Annotated in this window: 23 protein-coding genes; 22 read left to right on the forward strand and 1 reads right to left on the reverse strand. The window is 39.9% G+C overall.

Annotation, left to right across the window (positions count from 1 at the left end):
• Positions 1–180: 180 nt before the first annotated feature.
• The 8 genes from LD028_RS06510 (at position 181) to rsmI (ending at position 6,354) form a co-directional block, all read left to right on the forward strand.
• Complete coding sequence (locus LD028_RS06510) at positions 181–363, forward strand: sigma factor G inhibitor Gin (RefSeq protein ID WP_035021128.1); 183 nt, start codon at positions 181–183, stop codon at positions 361–363.
• An 81-nt stretch (positions 364–444) separates the two neighbouring features.
• Complete coding sequence (locus LD028_RS06515) at positions 445–1,869, forward strand: aminotransferase class I/II-fold pyridoxal phosphate-dependent enzyme (protein WP_237811333.1); 1,425 nt, start codon at positions 445–447, stop codon at positions 1,867–1,869.
• A gap of 1 nt (position 1,870) precedes the next feature.
• The gene (gene tmk / locus LD028_RS06520; RefSeq protein ID WP_004888504.1) at positions 1,871–2,500 is read left to right on the forward strand and encodes a dTMP kinase; all 630 of its coding nucleotides are present in this window, start codon (positions 1,871–1,873) and stop codon (positions 2,498–2,500) included.
• A 10-nt stretch (positions 2,501–2,510) separates the two neighbouring features.
• Complete coding sequence (gene holB / locus LD028_RS06525) at positions 2,511–3,509, forward strand: DNA polymerase III subunit delta' (RefSeq protein ID WP_237811334.1); 999 nt, start codon at positions 2,511–2,513, stop codon at positions 3,507–3,509.
• Positions 3,502–4,329 (forward strand): PSP1 domain-containing protein, encoded by an 828-nt coding sequence (locus LD028_RS06530; RefSeq protein WP_237811335.1) that lies wholly within the window; start codon positions 3,502–3,504, stop codon positions 4,327–4,329. Before holB ends, LD028_RS06530 begins: the two co-directional genes overlap by 8 nt.
• A gap of 15 nt (positions 4,330–4,344) precedes the next feature.
• Complete coding sequence (gene yabA / locus LD028_RS06535) at positions 4,345–4,692, forward strand: DNA replication initiation control protein YabA (RefSeq protein WP_004888509.1); 348 nt, start codon at positions 4,345–4,347, stop codon at positions 4,690–4,692.
• A gap of 54 nt (positions 4,693–4,746) precedes the next feature.
• Positions 4,747–5,481, forward strand: a complete 735-nt coding sequence (locus LD028_RS06540) for a tRNA1(Val) (adenine(37)-N6)-methyltransferase (RefSeq protein ID WP_006323757.1) — start codon at positions 4,747–4,749, stop codon at positions 5,479–5,481.
• A 6-nt stretch (positions 5,482–5,487) separates the two neighbouring features.
• On the forward strand, positions 5,488–6,354 hold the full coding sequence (gene rsmI, locus LD028_RS06545; protein WP_237811336.1) for a 16S rRNA (cytidine(1402)-2'-O)-methyltransferase: 867 nt from the start codon (positions 5,488–5,490) through the stop codon (positions 6,352–6,354).
• Between the two features lie 36 nt (positions 6,355–6,390).
• On the opposite strand, the gene LD028_RS06550 is transcribed toward rsmI, so the two are convergent.
• Positions 6,391–6,675, reverse strand: coding sequence for a transition state genes transcriptional regulator AbrB (locus tag LD028_RS06550; RefSeq protein WP_003398198.1), 285 nt, complete (start codon positions 6,673–6,675; stop codon positions 6,391–6,393).
• Between the two features lie 493 nt (positions 6,676–7,168).
• On the opposite strand from LD028_RS06550, the gene metG reads away from it, so the two are divergent.
• From metG to LD028_RS06620, 14 genes are all read left to right on the forward strand, one after another.
• Positions 7,169–9,118 (forward strand): methionine--tRNA ligase, encoded by a 1,950-nt coding sequence (gene metG, locus LD028_RS06555; RefSeq protein ID WP_237811337.1) that lies wholly within the window; start codon positions 7,169–7,171, stop codon positions 9,116–9,118.
• Positions 9,119–9,234: 116 nt separating this feature from the next.
• The gene (locus LD028_RS06560; protein WP_237811338.1) at positions 9,235–10,002 is read left to right on the forward strand and encodes a TatD family hydrolase; all 768 of its coding nucleotides are present in this window, start codon (positions 9,235–9,237) and stop codon (positions 10,000–10,002) included.
• A gap of 204 nt (positions 10,003–10,206) precedes the next feature.
• The gene (locus LD028_RS06565; protein ID WP_237811339.1) at positions 10,207–11,400 is read left to right on the forward strand and encodes a resuscitation-promoting factor; all 1,194 of its coding nucleotides are present in this window, start codon (positions 10,207–10,209) and stop codon (positions 11,398–11,400) included.
• A 60-nt stretch (positions 11,401–11,460) separates the two neighbouring features.
• The gene (rnmV, locus tag LD028_RS06570) at positions 11,461–12,033 is read left to right on the forward strand and encodes a ribonuclease M5 (RefSeq protein WP_077428171.1); all 573 of its coding nucleotides are present in this window, start codon (positions 11,461–11,463) and stop codon (positions 12,031–12,033) included.
• Positions 12,026–12,904: a 16S rRNA (adenine(1518)-N(6)/adenine(1519)-N(6))-dimethyltransferase RsmA gene (gene rsmA / locus LD028_RS06575; RefSeq protein WP_237811340.1), complete on the forward strand. Its 879-nt coding sequence runs from the start codon at positions 12,026–12,028 to the stop codon at positions 12,902–12,904. Before rnmV ends, rsmA begins: the two co-directional genes overlap by 8 nt.
• 82 nt (positions 12,905–12,986) lie before the next feature.
• Complete coding sequence (yabG, locus tag LD028_RS06580; protein WP_035019058.1) at positions 12,987–13,865, forward strand: sporulation peptidase YabG; 879 nt, start codon at positions 12,987–12,989, stop codon at positions 13,863–13,865.
• Positions 13,866–14,071: 206 nt separating this feature from the next.
• Positions 14,072–14,341, forward strand: a complete 270-nt coding sequence (veg, locus tag LD028_RS06585; RefSeq protein ID WP_004888526.1) for a biofilm formation stimulator Veg — start codon at positions 14,072–14,074, stop codon at positions 14,339–14,341.
• 127 nt (positions 14,342–14,468) lie between these two features.
• Entirely contained in the window at positions 14,469–15,335 is an 867-nt protein-coding gene (ispE, locus tag LD028_RS06590) for a 4-(cytidine 5'-diphospho)-2-C-methyl-D-erythritol kinase (RefSeq protein WP_237811341.1), read from the forward strand.
• A 15-nt stretch (positions 15,336–15,350) separates the two neighbouring features.
• Positions 15,351–16,175, forward strand: coding sequence for a pur operon repressor (gene purR, locus LD028_RS06595; RefSeq protein ID WP_004888529.1), 825 nt, complete (start codon positions 15,351–15,353; stop codon positions 16,173–16,175).
• Between the two features lie 33 nt (positions 16,176–16,208).
• Positions 16,209–16,589 carry a RidA family protein gene (locus LD028_RS06600; protein WP_004888532.1) on the forward strand — a complete coding sequence of 127 codons (381 nt, stop codon included), beginning with the start codon at positions 16,209–16,211 and terminating at the stop codon, positions 16,587–16,589.
• Between the two features lie 89 nt (positions 16,590–16,678).
• Positions 16,679–16,969 carry a septation regulator SpoVG gene (gene spoVG, locus LD028_RS06605; RefSeq protein ID WP_003398210.1) on the forward strand — a complete coding sequence of 97 codons (291 nt, stop codon included), beginning with the start codon at positions 16,679–16,681 and terminating at the stop codon, positions 16,967–16,969.
• A gap of 184 nt (positions 16,970–17,153) precedes the next feature.
• Positions 17,154–18,530 (forward strand): bifunctional UDP-N-acetylglucosamine diphosphorylase/glucosamine-1-phosphate N-acetyltransferase GlmU, encoded by a 1,377-nt coding sequence (gene glmU, locus LD028_RS06610; protein ID WP_004888534.1) that lies wholly within the window; start codon positions 17,154–17,156, stop codon positions 18,528–18,530.
• A 17-nt stretch (positions 18,531–18,547) separates the two neighbouring features.
• A complete protein-coding gene (locus LD028_RS06615) occupies positions 18,548–19,498 on the forward strand; it encodes a ribose-phosphate diphosphokinase (RefSeq protein WP_035021116.1) in 951 nt (316 codons plus the stop codon).
• Positions 19,499–19,554: 56 nt separating this feature from the next.
• Positions 19,555–20,181: a 50S ribosomal protein L25/general stress protein Ctc gene (locus tag LD028_RS06620; protein WP_006323729.1), complete on the forward strand. Its 627-nt coding sequence runs from the start codon at positions 19,555–19,557 to the stop codon at positions 20,179–20,181.
• The last annotated feature ends 9 nt before the right edge of the window (positions 20,182–20,190 follow it).

Here is a 20,190-nt window from a genome sequence, read left to right on the forward strand (position 1 = left end):
AGCGCCGATGGTAGTTGGCGGGACACCGCCTGCGAGAGTAGGACGTTGCCGGGCAAGAAAAAGACCAAGACAAATTAGTCTTGGTCTTTTTGTCTTTTTGCACCCCCGCACCAAATGATTATTTCTGAAGTATATTGTTATATGAAACTGGGAAAACTATTGGCGGGAGGTGGAGAACGAATGTGTTATAAAGAAACTTGTATTGTATGTGATGAGCAAAATAAAAAAGGGATTCATGTTTTTCATCATTTCATATGTATGGATTGTCACAACGACTTGATTCAAACCGAAACAAATGATGAAAAATACAAATTTTACGTTGATCGGTTGAAAAGAATAGGAGAGAATAAAATATATTCATAACTGAGGCCCCTACTATGATTAGGGCCTGTTTTATTTTAATATAAAATATATAAAACAACTTGAGCGAGGAAGCGAATAAAGATGGATCAAACGAAAACACCTCTATATACACTTTTGCGTGAACATGCTTCGACACAACCGATTTCATTTCACGTACCAGGGCATAAATATGGAGCTGTTTTTTATGAAGAAGCTCTTTTTTCTTTTGCGCCATTATTGCATTTAGACGTAACTGAGCTTTCACATTTAGACGATTTACATCATCCAGCAGGGGCAATTGAACAAGCACAACAGTTAGCAGCAAATTTGTATGGAGTAAAGCGCACATATTTTTTAGTCAATGGTTCTACGGCTGGTAATTTAGCTATGATTGTAGCCGTGTGTGAAAAAAATAAGAAAGTCATCGTACAACGTAATTGTCATAAATCCATTTTACATGCGCTACATCTTGTTGGGGCAACACCGATTTTTATCTCTCCAGAATTTGATGAAGATGTTCAAGTCATGTCTTTCGTGTCTTTTGAAACAATTTCTCATATGTTGCGCAAGCATCCAGATGCGGCTGCACTTATTTTAACAAATCCAAACTATTACGGCATGGCTATTGATTTAACACCAATCATTCAGTTGGCACATTCTTATCGAATCCCTGTTTTAGTTGATGAGGCACATGGTGCTCATTTTGTGCTCGGAGAACCTTTTCCAAAATCGGCGGTTGAGTGTGGGGCGGACGTTGTTGTACAATCAGCCCATAAAACGCTCCCAGCTATGACTATGGGGTCTTTTCTACATTTTAATAGCGAACTGGTCGATGAACGTGCGTTAAAATACTTTTTGCAAGTTTTCCAAACAAGTAGCCCGTCTTATCCGATCATGGCTTCACTTGATTTGGCACGCGCTTATGTAGCACGACAAACGCGTGAAACGATTGATGAAATAATTGCTCAAATTCAATTATTTAAACAAGAATTGCGAACAATTGAGGCGATTCATGTTGTGGAATCACGACATCCGCTTATCCGAACAGACTTATTAAAAATTACGTTGCAAACACGTAGCGCACATTCAGGATATGAGTTACAACAGTTATTAGAAATGAATGGGATATTCACGGAAATGGCTGATCCGTATAACGTATTACTTGTCTATCCGCTTGCGAAAATGAAACAACTCCCAGACGTTACGGAGCGTATAAAACGCGCGTTGCAATCCATTCGTCGTGAGCCGCAAAATGAACGAGTACAAATTCAGTTACCGAAACATTGTCAAGCAGTAAGTTATGAATGGACGAAAGGTCGCCAAACAAAAAAAATTTTGCTTCACGATGCAATCGGATGTGTTTGTGCTCAAATGGTTGTCCCTTATCCACCTGGGATTCCTATTTTACTTATCGGAGAAATTGTGACAAGGCAACATATTGAGATCATTCAGTATTTGAAGAAAACGGATGCCTATTTTCAAACAGATATAGACGGAGATTACATCGAAGTGTTTCAGGAGGTATGAGATGAGCTATTTATTTTTTTCATTTGAAGGTCCAGAGGGGGCAGGGAAAACAACGATCGTCCGCATGTTAAAGGATTATTTGAGCGAACAACATGTTGATGTTGTAGCGACACGTGAGCCAGGTGGAATCGACATTGCCGAGCAAATTCGTGCAGTTATTTTGCATCCTAATAACGAACGAATGGATGCGCGGACAGAAGCTTTGCTTTATGCTGCGGCAAGGCGACAACATTTAGTTGAAAAAGTGATTCCTGCGTTGAAAGATGGGAAAGTCGTTCTTTGTGATCGCTTTATTGACAGTTCTTTAGCTTATCAAGGTGTAGCGCGCGGTTTAGGGATAGATGAGATATTAGCTATTAATGCGTTCGCTATTGAGAATTGGATGCCTACATTAACAATTTATTTTGATATTGATCCATCGCTTGGATTAGCGCGCATTCGCGAAAATGGATTGCGGGAAGTGAATCGACTTGATTTAGAGGAGTTATCGTTTCATGAACAAGTGCGCAAAGGGTATATGGTGCTATTAGACCGTTTTCCAAATCGGATAAAAAAAGTGGACGCTACTCAACCGATAACAAAAGTGTTTGAGGACGTATGGGCACTAATTGAGCCTTTAATAAGAAAGTGAGAGGATTTTTATGTCTTGGAAAACGCTTGAAATGAATCAACCGCATGTAGCGAAAACGATCGCCAGTAGCATAAGAAAAGGAAGAGTGGCCCATGCCTATTTATTTAAAGGACAAAAAGGGACGGGGAAGAAGGAAGCAGCTCTTTTATTTGCGAAGCGTCTGTTTTGTTTGACACATGTGCACGATGAACCTTGTGAAATATGTGTCAACTGTCGACGAATTGAATCTGGTAATCATCCGGATGTTCATCTCGTTATCCCAGATGGAAACTCCATTAAAAAGCAACAAATTGAGCAATTGCAAGAGGAGTTTACAAAAACAGCTGTCGAATCGAGTCGTAAATTGTATATTATTGAACATGCTGATCAAATGACTGTTCAAGCAGCCAACAGTTTGCTGAAATTTTTAGAGGAACCATCAGCAAAAACAGTGGCAATTTTGTTAACGGAGCAATTTCATCGCATACTTCCGACCATTGTTTCGCGTTGCCAAGTTGTTTCATTCCATCCGTTGTCAACGGAGCGAATATATGCTTATTTACAACAAAAAGGTGTAGCGCGGGAGTTAGCGATATTAGCTGCAAGAGTAACGAACAATGTGGAAGAAGCATATCAATTAAGTCAAGATGATTGGTTTGCACAAGCACGAAAAATAGTGATACAATTATATGAAGCATTAAACAAGCAATATGTCCAAGCATTGCTCGTTATTCAGCAACATTGGCTGACTCATTTTACGAATAAAGAGCAAATGAATATAGGATTGGACTTGTTATTATATTTATATAAAGACTTACTATATGTGATACTCGGTGAAAAACAACAAATTGCATACGATGATTGCATAAGCGAATTCCAGCGGTCGCGTTTTCTCTATTCTGAAAAGCAAATTGCTCAACATATGAAAGCAATTTTACAAGCAAAAGCGCGGTTGCATACGAATATGAATCCGCAGCTTTTAATGGAACAGTTAGTATTGCAGTTGCGGGAGGGATCTGCGTTTGTATGAAGTTGTAGGTGTTCGTTTTAAAAAAGCGGGAAAGATTTATTATTTCGACCCGGGGGATTTACCCATTTCAAATGGTGATTATGTTATTGTTGAAACTGTTCGCGGCATTGAATTTGGGAAGGTTGTTGTAGCTAAAAAGCAAGTCGACGAAAAAGACATTGTTTTGCCGTTGAAAAAAGTGATTCGCCTAGCTGATCAAAAAGATAAGCTTGTTGTAGAAGAAAATAAAAAGGCAGCGGAAGAAGCATACGACATTTGCTTGAAAAAAGTAGAAGAGCATGGATTAGAAATGAAGCTCGTCGATGTGGAGTATACATTTGATCGTAATAAAATCATTTTTTATTTTACTGCTGATGGACGAGTTGATTTCCGTGAACTTGTTAAAGATTTAGCTGCTATTTTCCGCACTAGAATTGAGTTAAGACAAATCGGCGTACGAGATGAAGCGAAAATGTTAGGTGGAATCGGTCCATGTGGACGTATGCTTTGTTGTTCGACGTTTTTAGGTGACTTTGATCCTGTTTCTATAAAAATGGCAAAAGATCAAAATTTATCATTAAATCCGACAAAAATATCAGGATTATGTGGTCGATTAATGTGTTGTTTAAAATATGAAAACGACGAATACGAAACAGCGAAAGAACAGTTGCCGGATTTAGGGGAAATGATCGAAACGCCTCTTGGACTAGGGAAAGTTGTTGGTTTGAACATTTTAGAACGAGTGTTACAAGTGGAGTTAGTGGAAAAAGATCGGGTAGTTGAGTATACGATTGATGAGTTAATAAAAGAAAAAGTTCTTCCTACTCAAGCCACAGAGTGATGGGGTGGATGGCGCGTGAATAAAAAAGAGATTTTCCAATCTGTAACGAGTATCGAGGAGCAAATTGCTCATTTATACAAGCAGCTCGGTGAGTTAAAAAGTTATCTTGGAGAGTTAATCGAAGAAAATCATCGCCTCCAAGTTGAAAATGACCATTTGCGTAGACGGCTCGAGCAGCTGTCTGAGCGAAAAGTTGAACAAGGCAAAAAACAGACGAAAGCGAAATTAGTTGATATTGGGGAAGGATATGACAACTTAGCTCGTTTGTATCAAGAGGGATTTCACATTTGTAATGTACATTACGGTAGTTTGCGAACCGATGGTGATTGTTTGTTTTGTTTGTCATTTTTAAATAAAAAATAGCCTTTCTGACAAATGGTCTGGAAGGCTATTTTGTTGTAGAAAGAGGGATGAAACATGTTGCGTGAAGATGAACGGCTTGACTATTTGTTAGCAGAAGATATGAAAATTATCCAGAGTCCATCTGTATTTGCATTTTCACTAGACGCGGTGTTGTTAGCAAATTTTGTATATGTCCCGATTCAAAAAGGGAATTTAGTTGACTTATGTACGGGAAATGGTGTCATCCCGTTGTTATTAAGTAAACGAACAAAAGGAAAAATTGTTGGCGTGGAAATTCAAGAGAAGATTTATGATATGGCGAAACGAAGCGTGCAATATAACGAATTAGAAAAGCAAATTGAAATCATTCATGGGGATATTAAACATATGCCTGCTTATCTTGGACATAGTAAATTTGACGTTGTGACGTGCAACCCTCCTTATTTTCCAACGCCAAACGAAGAAGAAATCAATAAAAATGAACATTTTGCGATTGCGCGTCACGAAATTTATTGCACGCTAGAGGATGTTATCCGCGTTAGCAGTCAATTGCTCAAACAAGGTGGAAAAGCTGCTTTTGTTCATCGACCGGAGCGGTTATTAGATATCGTGACATTAATGAGACAATACCGTTTAGAGCCGAAGCGTTTACGTTTTGTTTATCCGAAGGAAGGGAAAGAAGCGAATACCATTTTAATTGAAGGAATGAAAGACGGAAATAAAGGATTAAAAATATTACCGCCGCTCTTTGTATATGAACAAAATGGCGAGTATACGAGCGAGTTAAAACATATTTTATACGGGGAATGAGATGAGATGAACGAGCAAAAAAGTTTTATTGGAGAAGATGGAAAAGGGATTTTGTACATTGTTCCAACACCAATTGGAAATTTAGAAGATATGACGTTGCGTGCGATTGAAACGTTACGAACGGTCGATTTCATCGCGGCTGAAGATACACGCCAAACGAAAAAGTTACTGAATCATTTCGACATTCATACGCCGCTTGTGAGTTACCATGAGCATAATAAACAAGCACGAGGGGAGCATATTATTGCTTCTCTACTGGAAGGTAAGCATGTTGCTTTAGTGAGTGATGCAGGGACGCCAACGATTTCCGATCCTGGCCACGAGCTCGTTGTTGAAGCGCTACATGCACAATGTAAAGTTGTCCCTCTTCCTGGTGCAAATGCAGCGGTTACGGCGTTAACAGCTTCTGGACTACCGACGAATCATTTTTATTTTTACGGATTTTTATCGCGACATAAAAAAGAAAAGAAGAAAGAACTCGAACGATTAAAACATATAAAAGATACGCTTATTTTTTATGAGGCACCGCATCGTCTCCAAGAAACGTTAACGATCATGCATCATATATTCGGAAATCGAAAAATGGCTCTAGCACGTGAATTAACAAAAAAATTCGAACAGTTTATTCGTGGAACGATTGAAGAAGTGATGCATTGGGCAGAACATCATGAAGTGCGCGGAGAGTTTTGCCTTCTTGTGGAAGGGAATCATATGCCAGATGAACAATCAGTATGGTGGGATGATTTAACGATTGTGGAACATGTCAACTATTACATAGAGGCGAAGCAATATACTTCGAAAGAAGCGATTAAACAAGTAGCAAAAGATCGACAATTGCCGAAACGGGATGTGTACGACGCTTACCATAAGTAAGAAAAAAGTTTCTCTAGAAAAAACTAGAGAAACTTTTTATTTTGATTGTTGAAGAAGGTTTTGAATTTCTTGTAATAATGCTTCTGCGCCTTCTTTGCTTAAAATGATTTTTCCGTCTGCAAGTTTGAAGTTGTCGTCAGATACTTCCCCAGTTACTACGCAAGTCATATTTGGCTTGTATTTTTTCAAAATGATGCGCTCATCGTCTACATAAATTTCTAACGCATCTTTTTCCGCGATACCTAATGTACGACGCAATTCAATTGGAATAACTACACGACCTAATTCATCTACTTTACGAACAATACCTGTTGATTTCATACTGTTCTCCTCTCCTTCTTTCATCTTTTTTCGTCAATATTCGACAAAATCTCTATGGATTTATCATAACAACTTTTCCATTAAGCGTCAATCCTTTTATATGCAACAATAAAAAAAAATGTATGCTTTACATATCGATGCATATAAAATTCGACAAAATGATAGTTGAAATGACAAAAACCAAATCATTTTACAATCGATGCATAACAGTTTTTAACTACTTTTCAAGACGATACAAACATTATTATAAATATTATTCGACAAAATTCAACATAAATTCGACAAAAATATCGCTATTTTTTCGACAAAATTCGACAAATGTGTATTGGTTGTCGACAAGACGATGTCGAATAGTTGACAGCGCTCTCTATTTTTATGTATATTTTGTTGAGATAAGAGGAATAGATGTATTAATCGAGAATACAAGTATGCAATCGCTCTCGTCCTTTGGGCGAGAGCGTTTCTACTACACGTGCGACAAGGAGGGGTACAAGTGACGAAAAAGACGTTTTATATTACTACACCTATTTATTATCCGAGTGATAAATTACATATCGGTCATGCGTATACGACGGTAGCTGGCGATGCAATGGCGAGATATAAACGGATGCGTGGCTACGACGTCATGTATTTAACAGGAACGGATGAACATGGCCAAAAAATTCAGCGAAAAGCGGAAGAAAAAGGGGTTACTCCACAACAGTATGTCGACGAAATTGTTGCAGGCATTAAAGAATTATGGAAGAAGCTTGATATCTCTTATGACGATTTTATTCGTACGACGGAGCAGCGTCATAAACAAGTGGTTGAAAAAATTTTTGCTCGCCTTTTAGAACAGGGGGATATTTATTTGGATGAATATGAAGGATGGTATTGCACCCCTTGTGAATCGTTTTACACGGAGCGACAGCTAGTTGAAGGAAATTGTCCAGACTGCGGGCGTCCTGTAGAAAAAGTAAAAGAACAATCGTACTTTTTCCGTATGAGCAAATATGTTGATCGTTTATTGGCGTTTTATGAAGAAAATCCGCAATTTATTCAGCCAGAATCGCGTAAAAACGAAATGATCAACAATTTCATCAAGCCAGGATTAGAAGACTTAGCCGTATCACGGACGACGTTTGACTGGGGTATTCCTGTTCCTGAAGATCCGAAACATGTCATTTATGTATGGATTGATGCGTTGTCCAACTACATTACTGCGCTAGGATATGGAACGGAAAATGACGAAAAATACAAAACGTATTGGCCGGCCGATGTCCATCTTGTTGGAAAGGAAATTGTTCGTTTCCATACGATTTATTGGCCAATTATGTTGATGGCGCTAGATCTTCCGCTTCCGAAAAAAGTGTTTGCACATGGCTGGTTGCTTATGAAAGACGGAAAAATGTCGAAATCGAAAGGAAATGTTGTCGATCCCGTTACGTTAATTGACCGATATGGGTTGGATGCGTTACGTTACTATTTGCTTCGTGAAGTGCCGTTTGGCTCAGATGGTGTGTTTACACCAGAAGGTTTTGTTGAACGCATTAACTACGATTTAGCGAATGATTTAGGGAACTTGTTAAATCGGACGGTAGCGATGATCGAAAAATATTTTGCTGGTCGTGTTCCTGTATATAGCGGAACGCACACATCGTTTGATGAACAGCTTGTGCAAATGGCATATGATACGGTGACACAATATGAAGAGGCGATGGAGCAAATGCAATTTTCGCAAGCTCTAACTGCCGTTTGGCAGCTCATTAGTCGCACGAACAAATATATTGATGAAACACAACCATGGGTACTAGCGAAAGACGAAACAGCGCGTGAACAGTTAGCTTCTGTCATGTCACATTTAGCGGAGTCGCTTCGTTATGTAGCTGTTTTATTGCAGCCGTTTTTGACCGCAACGCCAAAACGGATGTTTGCTCAACTAGGCATTCAAGATGAAAAGCTGATGAGCTGGGACAGCTTACAAACGTTTGGTGCTTCACAACATGAGCGAATGGTTGAAAAAGGAGCACCGCTGTTTCCTCGTTTAGACGTTCAAGAGGAAGTGCAATACATTCAATCACAGATGAAGGGGACAGTAGCAAATACAGAAGAAAAACAAGAACAAAACGAGGAAACAAGCGAAGAAATTACAATTGACGATTTTATGAAAGTTGATTTGCGTGTCGCACAAGTGATTCACGCTGAACCAATTCCAAAAGCCGATCGCTTACTTAAACTGCAACTTGATTTAGGATATGAAAAACGTCAAGTTGTATCAGGTATTGCGAAATATTACAAACCAGAGGACTTAATTGGGAAAAAAGTGATTTGTGTGACGAATTTAAAACCTGTCAAACTGCGTGGAGAATTATCACAGGGTATGATTTTAGCAGGAGAAAAAGATGGTGTATTATCGTTGGCGACAGTAGACGAGTCGCTTCCAAATGGTGCAAAAGTGAAGTAAAGAGGTGTTGCGAAAACACCTCTTTGTTTCTATTTTGTAACGTAATTGTTATATAGCTGTGATTTATGTAACAGTTTTGTGTGGTAAACTGAACACCGGAAGAAAAGAGGGGTTATATGTTATTTGATACACATGCACATTTAAATGCAACACAATTTAACGAAGATGTAGAGCAAGTCATTGAGCGAGCACGTGCAGAAGGTGTGTCACATATTGTAGTTGTCGGTTTTGATCGCCCGACAATTGAACGCGCCATGGAGTTAGCTGAGCAATATTCGTTTATTTATGCAGCTGTCGGGTGGCATCCTGTTGATGCGATTCATATGACTGATGAGGACCTCAGCATGATTGAACGTTTAGCAGCACATCCGAAAGTTGTTGCGCTCGGTGAAATGGGGCTTGACTATTATTGGGATCAATCACCGAAAGACGTACAAAAAGAAGTGTTTCGTAAACAAATTCGTTTAGCAAAAAAGGTGAAGTTGCCGATTATTATACACAATCGCGATGCAACAGCGGACATTGTTGATATTTTACGAGAAGAGAATGCAGGAGAAGTCGGGGGCGTAATGCATTGTTTTAGCGGAAGTATAGAAGTAGCTCGGCAATGTATGGATATGAATTTTTATATTTCGTTTGGTGGTCCTGTTACGTTTAAAAATGCAAAAAAACCGAAAGAAGTAGCAAAAGAAATTCCGCTTGATCGGCTACTTATTGAAACGGACTGTCCGTATTTAACGCCGCATCCGTTTCGCGGAAAACGAAACGAACCAAGCTATGTAAAGTATGTTGCCGAAGCGATCGCTGAATTAAAAGGGTTATCTTTTGAAGAAGTTGCTCAAAAAACGTCCGACAACGCCAAGCGATTATTCGGCATCATTTGATAGAGAAACGTGTCGATTGATTGGAAGACTTGTCTAAAGAAAAGATAAAACGTGATCGTTCTACATCTTTTTTCACAAGCATACAATAAGCTTGTCGACAAGTCTTTCTTCCTTTATGAAAGAATATTTTGAATAATAGATAATAAGTTTCATAGAGAAGGAGGGTCGTCACGGTCATCTATCGGAAAAGGAGGCGTTTTTATTTTGATTACGTATGTAAAAAAATTATTGCAATCAACATCAAAGAAAAAAATTGCGCTAGCTACAGGAGGATTTCTGGTATTATCCGGAATGACAGGATATGCTAGCTATGAATGGACAAAAGAAACGGTTACGTTATATACGAACGGAAAAGAGCAAAAAGTACGTACCCATGCCAATACAGTTGCTGAGTTATTGAAAGAACAAAACATTAAGCTAAAAGAAGAAGATTTTATTTCTCCTTCACTGCAAACAAAAATTGTTAATGATTTAACTGTTAAGTGGGAAGCGAGTAAGCCGATTGTACTTATTGTTGATGGGGTAGAAAAGAAGTTAAGAACGACGGCTAAAACTGTCAAGGATGTATTGCATATTCAACAAATCGAGCTTCGTGAGCACGATCAAGTATCGCCAAACGTTGACGAAGTAGTGAAAGAAAATATGAAAATTGTGATAAGTAAAGCATTTCCAATCACATTAAATGACGGCGGCAAACAGCAACAAGTTTGGTCTACTTCGACTACGGTCGCTGACTTTTTAGCTAAACAACACATTACATTGCGGGAGCTGGATCGCGTTCAACCAAAATTGAATGAAATGATTCAACCAAACACAAAAATAAACATTGTTCGAGTTGAAAAAGTCACCGATGTAGTGGAAGAACCAGTAAATTATACAGTTGTGAAAAAGAAAGACGCACAATTGGAAAAAGGCAAGCAAAAGGTAATTAGCGAAGGCGAAAAAGGGCTTGTCGCTAAGCAGTACGAAGTCATCTTGGAAAACGGAAAAGAAGTATCGCGTAAATTAATTAAAACAGAGACAATTAAACCGAGCAAAAATCGTATTGTTGCGATTGGAACAAAGCCAGTTGCCAAAATATTAGCCTCACGTGGAAGTGGTGAAGTGTCCGAAGAACTTTACGTGATCGCTACAGCGTATACAGCATATTGCACAGGATGTTCTGGAACAACAGCAACGGGAATTAATTTGCGTGCTAATCCAAACGCAAAAGTAATTGCTGTTGATCCGCGCGTTATTCCGCTCGGAACGAAAGTATACGTAGAGGGGTACGGATATGCAGTTGCGGCCGACACAGGGAAAAATGTAAAGGGATATAAAATTGACGTCTTTTTTCCCAATAAATCAACGGCATATCGCTGGGGCACGAAACGTGTGAAAATAAAAATTATAAAATAACACAGAGGATTTCACGATCCTCTGTTTTTTTCGTTATAATGGGTGAAGAACACATGAGAGATGGAGGATTTTATGAAAATTAAGGAAATTATCGTGGTTGAAGGGCGCGATGATACCGTAGCGATTCGTCGTGCGGTAGATGCTGATACGATTGAAACGAACGGTGCAGCCATTAATGATGAAACAATCGAACGCATTCGTTTAGCTCAACAACAGCGCGGAGTCATTATTTTTACCGATCCGGATTATCCGGGTGAAAAAATTCGTAAAACAATTGCTGAACGTGTGCCGGGATGCAAACATGCCTTTTTAACGCGTGAAGAAGCGCGAGGAAAGCACGGAAAAGGTCTCGGTGTTGAGCACGCTTCGATTGAAGCGATTCGCACAGCGCTATTAAGTGTGTACGAAGAAATGATTGATCCAAAAGAAGAAATTTCATTTCAACAGCTTGTCGATGCCGGATTAATCGGTGGTCCATTCGCACGAGCTCGCCGTGAGCGGTTAGGTCAATTATTAAAAATTGGTTATACAAACGGAAAACAGCTGCATAAACGGTTACAAATGTTTCAAATTTCAAAAGAACAATTTATAGAAGCGATGAAGCAAGTTATACAGGAGGAAGAACATGTATAAAGATATTGCTACACCGACCCGTACAAAAGAAATTTTAGAGAAGTATGGCTTTTCGTTCAAAAAAAGTTTAGGTCAAAATTTTTTAATTGAGCCGAATGTTTTACACCGCATTGTTGATTTCGCCCAACTTTCTGAACGAACAGGTGTTATTGAAATTGGACCGGGAATCGGGGCGCTTACAGAACAACTAGCGCGGCGAGCAAAAAAAGTGGTCGCATTTGAAATTGATCAACGGCTTCTTCCTATTTTAGCAGATACACTTTCCCCATATACGAATGTATCAATCATTCACGAAGATATATTAAAAGCAGACGTACAACAAGTGATAGCGGAACAGTTCACAGATGTTGATGATATTATGGTTGTTGCCAACTTGCCGTATTACGTCACGACACCAATTATTATGAAGTTGTTGACTGATCGTTTACCTATTCGCGGTATGGTCGTTATGTTACAGAAAGAGGTAGCTGATCGTATGGCTGCGAAACCAGGGACAAAAGATTACGGTTCCTTGACGATTGCTGTGCAATATTATACGCATGCCGAAACGGTGATGCATGTGCCGAGAACGGTATTTGTGCCAAAGCCAAATGTCGATTCTGCCGTTATTCGCTTATTGAAACGAGAGCAACCTGCCGTTTCTGTCTCGAATGAAGATTTTTTCTTTGCTGTCGTTCGTGCGAGTTTTGGACAGCGGCGGAAAACGATTTTAAATAATTTACTGAACCAATTGCCAAACGGCAAGGAGAAAAAAGAACAGATTGAAAATGCGCTCGCGAATGCTGGCATTGATCCGAAACGTAGAGGAGAGACGCTCACCATTGCTGAGTTCGCTACATTAAGCGAACAGCTATATCACATTTTTTATTAAGAGGCTTAATGCCTCTTTTTTTACACGTTCTATCCTTTCGTCGCATATGTTACAAACAAAACAAACGAAAGGGCGGGTGTGTATGATTCAAGTGGGAGATATTGTTGCACGAAAATCGTATGAATGTGATATTTTGTTTCGGGTTATTGATATAAAAGAAAAAGAAGGGGAAAAAGAAGCCATTTTATATGGGGAGGATGTTCGCCTTATAGCCGATGCTCCGTTTTCTGATTTAGTTGTTATTGACGAGCGGGAAAAAAAGAGAAGAAAAGAAGAAGAAAAGCGGCATATTGAGCAGTGCTATAAATTGTTGCGTCAAGATTATCGGGCACTACGGGAAAAAAGTGAATATGATGCGACAGGCGGATATGAAGTGAAAATGGATTTTTTCCAATTACCGGGACGTGTGCTTCATATAGATGGCGACCCGCTTTATTTACGTAAATGCATGCAACTGTATGAACGAATCGGAGTCCCGGTATATGGTGTTCATTGTCATGAAACAGATATGCCCGATCGTATTATTCCACTACTTGAACAAGTGCGTCCAGATATTTTAGTTGTAACGGGGCATGATGCATATTCGAAATCGAAAGGATCGGTAGATGATTTAAGGGCGTATCGTCATTCGAAATATTTTGTCCAAACGGTGAAGCAGGCACGCAAAAAAATTCCGAATCTCGATCAACTTGTCATTTTTGCTGGGGCGTGTCAATCTCATTTTGAATCGCTTATTCGAGCGGGTGCGAACTTCGCAAGCTCTCCTGCACGCGTCAATATTCATGCTCTCGATCCTGTATATATTGTCTCGCGCGTTAGTTTCACTCCTTTTATGGACCGCATTAACGTATGGGACGTATTAAGAAATACATTGACAGGGGAAAAGGGGCTTGGCGGTGTTGAGACGCGCGGTGTTTTGCGGACAGGGATGCCTTTTCGGACGATGGATGAGCAAACATAAACAAAAAATCTCTTGTCTTTTTGCCGTTGTGGTAAAAAGACAAGAATATCATTTTGTTTTTTAACACTTTTTGTACATAATTTTTTCTATTATTGTCCATAATAAAAATAAAAGTATTGACATAAAATATTTTTTGTTGATATAATTCTTATTTTTTGACTTATTCATTTTCGTTTGTTATACTATGTAATAGTGAGGTGGGTACGATGGGAAAAACATTGTCGGAAATTAAAAAAGTGTTGGATTCGAATCTCGGTAAAAGATTGACGTTAAAAGCGAACGGTGGGCGTCGAAAGACAATCGAGCGTTGTGGCGTGTTAGCCCAAACATATCCGTCCGTATTTGTTGTTGAACTCGATCAAGAAGAAAACGCTTTTGAACGTGTATCATATAGTTATGCAGACGTGTTGACGGAAACAGTACAACTTACATTTTTAGATGACGAACAAGTAGCGATGAGCAGCTCACATTCATGACGGCTAAGGAGGCGACCAATATCGGTGGTCTCTTTTTTTGTGGCCATTGAAAAGGTACGTATTTGTTCACTATTTTTTGTGGTAAAATGTCGATAGGAGTTTGAAGTCGGAAAAGTAGGTGAACAGTTTGAGGTTGTTAGTGAAAGCACCAGCGAAAATTAATTTATCCCTCGACGTATTACATAAGCGCCCAGACGGCTACCATGAAGTAAAAATGGTGATGACGACGATTGATTTAGCTGATCGTGTCGAGTTAATGGATTTGTATAGCGATACGATCCAAATTATTTCGCACAATCGCTTCGTGCCGGATGATGAACGCAATTTAGCATATCAAGCTGCTAAATTGTTGAAGGAGAAAGTGGGTGTTCGTCGAGGGGTAGCGATTTCTATTACGAAGTATATTCCCGTTGCGGCGGGTCTTGCAGGTGGAAGCAGCGATGCCGCTGCAACGTTGCGAGGATTAAATAAGCTGTGGGGGTTAGGGTTGAGTTTAGACGAACTTGCTGAAATTGGAGCGGAGATTGGCTCGGACGTTCCGTTTTGCGTATATGGAGGAACAGCGATCGCAACGGGACGGGGAGAGAAAATTGAGCATATTCCTGCTCCTCCACCGAGTTGGGTCATTTTAGCAAAACCAACAATCGGTGTATCGACGGCAGATGTGTACCGAAATTTACAACTACAATCTGTGAGTCATCCGGATGTAGACGGAATGGTTGCTGCGATTAGAGAAAAAGATTATGAAAAAATTTGTGCGCTCGCTGGAAACGTATTAGAAAGTGTCACGCTAAACATGTATCCTGAAGTCGCGCAAATTAAGGAACAAATGAGACGTTTTGGTGCAGATGTATCATTAATGAGTGGAAGTGGACCGACCGTGTTTGGTCTTGTTCAACATGATTCGCGGTTACAACGTGTATATAATGGTTTGCGAGGTTTTTGCGAACACGTATATGCTGTTCGATTAATTGGAGAAAGACATGAACAATAAAGGAGGAGTTATTGTATGAAATTAAGGCGAAGTAGTCGGCTTGTCGATATGACACACTATTTGCTTTATCATCCACACCAGCTTGTCCCGCTTACTTTTTTTGCGGAACGATACGGATCAGCGAAATCGTCGATTAGCGAAGATTTGGCTATTATTAAGCAAACGTTTGAACAGCAAGGAATCGGTTTGTTGCGTACGCTTCCTGGGGCGGCCGGTGGGGTGCAATACGTACCGAAAATGTCAGAAACGGAAGCGAAACAATTTATTCAGCAACTATGTACAAGCTTGGCGGATCCCGATCGGCTATTGCCAGGGGGCTATTTGTATATGACAGATTTGCTTGGCGATACACGTATCGTCAACCAAATTGGTCGCTTATATGCTTCTGCGTTTGCCCATGAACATATTGATTTTGTTGTGACAGTTGCAACAAAAGGAATCCCTTTAGCCTACGCTGTTGCAAGCTTTTTAAATGTACCTGTCGTCATTATTCGTCGCGACAGCAAAGTGACAGAAGGTTCGATGGTCAGCATCAATTACGTATCAGGCTCTTCAAAACGTATTCAAACGATGGTGCTATCGAAGCGAAGTTTAACAGAAGGAGCAAATGTCTTAATTATCGATGATTTTATGAAAGCGGGCGGAACAATCAACGGCATGATTAGTTTGCTTGCAGAATTCCGCGCAAACGTTGTTGGGATTGGTGTGCTTGTCGAGTCGGAAGAAGCAGAAGAACGACTCGTTGATGAATATGTTTCACTCGTGAAACTAACATCTGTCAATGTAAAAGAAAAACAAATTACAGTAGAAGAAGGAAATTACTTTCATTTTGTCAAATAAATAAAATGATTTTTACATACAGGAGGAAGAGACATGAAAGTTGTACACACAAACCAAGCTCCACAAGCCATTGGACCATATTCACAAGGCATTATCGTCAACAACATGTTTTACAGTTCTGGACAAATTGCTTTAACTCCTGAAGGAGAAATGGTGCAAGGGGATATTCAAGCACAAACGCATCAAGTATTCAAAAATTTGCAAGCGGTGCTTGAAGCAGCAGGAGCGTCTTTAGAAACTGTTGTAAAAACAACGGTGTTTTTAAAAGACATGAACGATTTTGCGGCGATGAATGAAGTATATGGCCAATATTTCCGCGATCATAAACCAGCGCGTTCCGCTGTTGAAGTGGCTCGTTTACCAAAAGATGCGTTAATTGAAATTGAAGTCGTTGCCCTTGTTAAACAATCGTAAAAAAAATTTTTTTATGTTAGCAGGAAAATAAAAAACGACGTGGAATAAATTCAATTAAGTTCTTATATAGGGAAAAGGTGGTGAACAGAATGGAAGTAACTGACGTGAGATTACGCCGCGTGAATACCGAAGGACGTATGAGAGCGATTGCCTCGATCACGTTGGATCATGAATTTGTTGTTCATGATATTCGTGTCATTGAAGGCAATAACGGCTTGTTTGTCGCTATGCCAAGCAAGCGTACTCCTGACGGGGAATTCCGTGATATTGCTCATCCAATTAACTCAACAACCCGCGGGAAAATCCAGGAGGCTGTTTTAGCTGAATATCACCGTGCTGGTGAGTTGGAAAAAGAGCTTGAAGAAGCAGGTGCTTCGTAAATCATAACAGAGGACCCTTTCGTTAAAAAAGGGTCCTTTTCATATGAAAATAATGTTCATCCTATTAGTAAAGAACATATAGTGAAAATGATGAATTTTTTTGGTAGATGACAATGTTTCCTTGAAATACATACATAATTGATATATATTCAATATGGATAAAGAGAGGTATGGAGGCCTTACGATGAGACGATATGCGATCATTTTAGCGGCTGGACAGGGGACGCGCATGCGTTCAAAGCTGTATAAAGTGTTGCACCCTGTCTGTGGAAAGCCGATGGTACAACATGTAGTGGATGCAATTTCTATGTTACATGTAGATCGACTAATTACAGTTGTTGGTTTTGGAGCAGAACGAGTAAAAGAACAACTCGGCAGTCAAAGTGAGTACGTCATTCAAGAACAACAGCTTGGGACGGCACATGCTGTTTTGCAAGCAGCACCTCATTTAGCTGATAAAGATGGTGTGACTCTCGTTGTTTGTGGAGATACGCCATTGATCACCTCAGAAACGATGGAAGCGCTTTTACAACATCATTTACAAACAAAAGCGAAAGCAACGATTTTAACCGCCCTTGCAGAAGATCCAACAGGATACGGTCGCATTGTCCGAAATAAAGATGGACATGTCGAAAAAATTGTAGAACATAAAGACGCAACCGAAGAAGAACGGAACATTCGAGAAATTAATACAGGGACGTATTGTTTCGATAATCGTGCATTATTTGAAGCGCTTACGAAAGTGTCAAACGACAATGCACAAGGTGAATATTATTTACCAGATGTCATCGAAATTTTGAAAAAACAAGGCGAAATCATTTCAGCATATGAAACACCGGTGTTTGAAGAAACGTTAGGTGTAAATGACCGCATTGCGCTTGCACAAGCAGAAAAAATTATGCGTGCACGCATTCATCGTAAACATATGGCAAATGGTGTGACAATCATCGATCCTGAGCATACGTATATAGGACCAGATGTGCACATTGGACAGGATACCGTCATCTATCCCGGGACATGGATTGAGGGACATACGGTGATCGGTGAAAACTGTATCATCGGACCGAATAGTGAAGTGAAAAATAGCCGTATTGGCAACGACACATCGATTCGTCATTCGGTTGTACATGATAGTGAAATAGGATCAGACGTAACCATTGGTCCATTTGCACATATTCGTCCGCTATGTAAAATTGGTGATGATGTGAGAATCGGAAACTTCGTTGAAATCAAAAAAGCGACGTTTGGAGACGGCAGTAAAGCATCGCACTTAAGTTATATTGGGGACGCTGAAGTAGGCGCACATGTCAATATTGGTTGCGGAACCATTACAGTAAATTATGACGGTGCCAATAAATACGTGACAAAAATTGAAGATGGTGCGTTTATTGGTTGTAATTCGAACTTAATTGCTCCTGTTACGGTTGGAAGCGGGGCGTATGTAGCGGCTGGCTCAACGATTACCGATGATGTGCCTAGTGAAGCTTTAGCTATCGCACGTGCTCGGCAAACAAATAAAGAAAATTATGTTGAACGTCTACAAGCGAAGAAAAAATCCTAATGGAGGTTCATTGACCCATGTCTCAGTATTTAAATTCTAATTTAAAGTTATTTTCGTTAAACTCTAATCCGATCTTAGCCCAGGAAATCGCAAAAGTGATTGGTGTTGAATTAGGAAAGTGTTCTGTTTCTCGTTTTAGCGATGGAGAAATTCAAATTAACATTGAAGAAAGTATTCGTGGATGCGACGTTTATGTTATTCAATCAACGAGCGCGCCCGTGAATGAACATTTAATGGAGTTACTTATTATGATTGACGCATTAAAGCGAGCGTCTGCAAAAACAATTAACATTGTTATGCCGTACTACGGATATGCTCGTCAAGATCGCAAAGCACGTTCTCGTGAGCCGATTACAGCGAAATTAGTTGCGAATTTATTGGAAACTGCCGGTGCTTCCCGCGTTATTACACTTGATTTGCATGCGCCGCAAATTCAAGGATTTTTTGATATTCCAATCGATCATCTCATGGGGGTTCCGATTTTAGCGGATTACTTTAAAGAAAAGCAACTTGATGATATTGTCATCGTTTCTCCGGACCACGGTGGCGTGACGCGTGCGCGGAAAATGGCAGATCGTTTAAAAGCACCAATTGCGATCATTGACAAGCGTCGTCCGAAACCAAATGTAGCAGAAGTGATGAACATTATTGGTAATGTACAAGGAAAAACGACGATTTTAGTGGACGATATTATTGATACAGCTGGAACGATTACTTTAGCGGCAAATGCGTTAGCTGAGCATGGGGCAAAAGAAGTGTATGCATGTTGTACGCACCCAGTTTTATCAGGTCCAGCGATTGAACGAATTCAAAATTCGAAAATTAAAGAGCTTGTTGTTACGAATACAATTGCGATTCCTGAAGAAAAGAAAACGAATAAAATTGTCGAGCTATCTGTTGCTCCTCTGATTGGTGAAGCAATTATTCGCGTACACGAAGAGCAGTCGATTAGCGCGTTGTTTGACTAATGACGTTTAGACCTTCCTATTTTAGGGGAAGCTATGAGCGATGCTAAAATAGGAAGGTGATTTCATTGTTACAACTTCAATTGCGTACAGATCATCGACGTTCTTACGTCAAACAAATGCGGAAACAAGGTCACATCCCGGCTGTGTTGTACGGGAAAACGATGAATAGCCAATCAGTTTTTGTTGATGCGGCTGAGTTTTTAAAGCAGTTGCGGGCTACAGGTGGTACAGGTCTTTTAGACGCAAAGATGAACGACAATCATATTCGTATCATCGCTCGCGATATGCAAAAACACCCGATTCGCCATGATATTATTCATATTGACTTTTTAGCTGTTGATGCAAAAACAGAAATCGATGTTCACGTTCCGATTCATCTCGTTGGTGAAGCAGCTGGCGTGAAAGATGGGGGCGTATTGCAACAAGCAATGCATCAATTGTCCATTCGGGCGTTGCCGTCAAACATCCCTCCATCCATTGATGTCGACATAACGAATTTGCAAGTAGGCGATGTTATTACAGTTTCACATATTCAAACAAACGGTGCTTATGAAATCAATCACGATCCAACAGAAGTGATCGCTTCGATTTTGCCACCAAAACAAGAAGAAGAAATTCATAGCGGTGAAGAACAAGAACCGGGGAGACCAGAATCGGAAGAAGGACGCGAAACAACACCGTGACGGACGTAG

Source organism: Anoxybacillus sp. LAT27 (genome assembly GCF_022030075.1).
GTDB classification, from domain to species: domain Bacteria; phylum Bacillota; class Bacilli; order Bacillales; family Anoxybacillaceae; genus Anoxybacillus; species Anoxybacillus kestanbolensis.

Excerpts from the sequence above, each read along its gene's own strand:
- LD028_RS06510 (WP_035021128.1), top strand. The coding sequence starts at position 181 with ATGTGTTATAAAGAAACTTGTATTGTATGTGATGAGCAAAATAAAAAA.
- LD028_RS06515 (WP_237811333.1), top strand. The coding sequence starts at position 445 with ATGGATCAAACGAAAACACCTCTATATACACTTTTGCGTGAACATGCT.
- tmk (WP_004888504.1), top strand. The coding sequence starts at position 1,871 with ATGAGCTATTTATTTTTTTCATTTGAAGGTCCAGAGGGGGCAGGGAAA.
- holB (WP_237811334.1), top strand. The coding sequence starts at position 2,511 with ATGTCTTGGAAAACGCTTGAAATGAATCAACCGCATGTAGCGAAAACG.
- LD028_RS06540 (WP_006323757.1), top strand. The coding sequence starts at position 4,747 with ATGTTGCGTGAAGATGAACGGCTTGACTATTTGTTAGCAGAAGATATG.
- rsmI (WP_237811336.1), top strand. The coding sequence starts at position 5,488 with ATGAACGAGCAAAAAAGTTTTATTGGAGAAGATGGAAAAGGGATTTTG.
- LD028_RS06550 (WP_003398198.1), bottom strand. The coding sequence starts at position 6,675 with ATGAAATCAACAGGTATTGTTCGTAAAGTAGATGAATTAGGTCGTGTA.
- LD028_RS06560 (WP_237811338.1), top strand. The coding sequence starts at position 9,235 with ATGTTATTTGATACACATGCACATTTAAATGCAACACAATTTAACGAA.
- rnmV (WP_077428171.1), top strand. The coding sequence starts at position 11,461 with ATGGAGGATTTTATGAAAATTAAGGAAATTATCGTGGTTGAAGGGCGC.
- rsmA (WP_237811340.1), top strand. The coding sequence starts at position 12,026 with ATGTATAAAGATATTGCTACACCGACCCGTACAAAAGAAATTTTAGAG.
- yabG (WP_035019058.1), top strand. The coding sequence starts at position 12,987 with ATGATTCAAGTGGGAGATATTGTTGCACGAAAATCGTATGAATGTGAT.
- veg (WP_004888526.1), top strand. The coding sequence starts at position 14,072 with ATGGGAAAAACATTGTCGGAAATTAAAAAAGTGTTGGATTCGAATCTC.
- purR (WP_004888529.1), top strand. The coding sequence starts at position 15,351 with ATGAAATTAAGGCGAAGTAGTCGGCTTGTCGATATGACACACTATTTG.
- LD028_RS06600 (WP_004888532.1), top strand. The coding sequence starts at position 16,209 with ATGAAAGTTGTACACACAAACCAAGCTCCACAAGCCATTGGACCATAT.
- spoVG (WP_003398210.1), top strand. The coding sequence starts at position 16,679 with ATGGAAGTAACTGACGTGAGATTACGCCGCGTGAATACCGAAGGACGT.
- glmU (WP_004888534.1), top strand. The coding sequence starts at position 17,154 with ATGAGACGATATGCGATCATTTTAGCGGCTGGACAGGGGACGCGCATG.
- LD028_RS06615 (WP_035021116.1), top strand. The coding sequence starts at position 18,548 with ATGTCTCAGTATTTAAATTCTAATTTAAAGTTATTTTCGTTAAACTCT.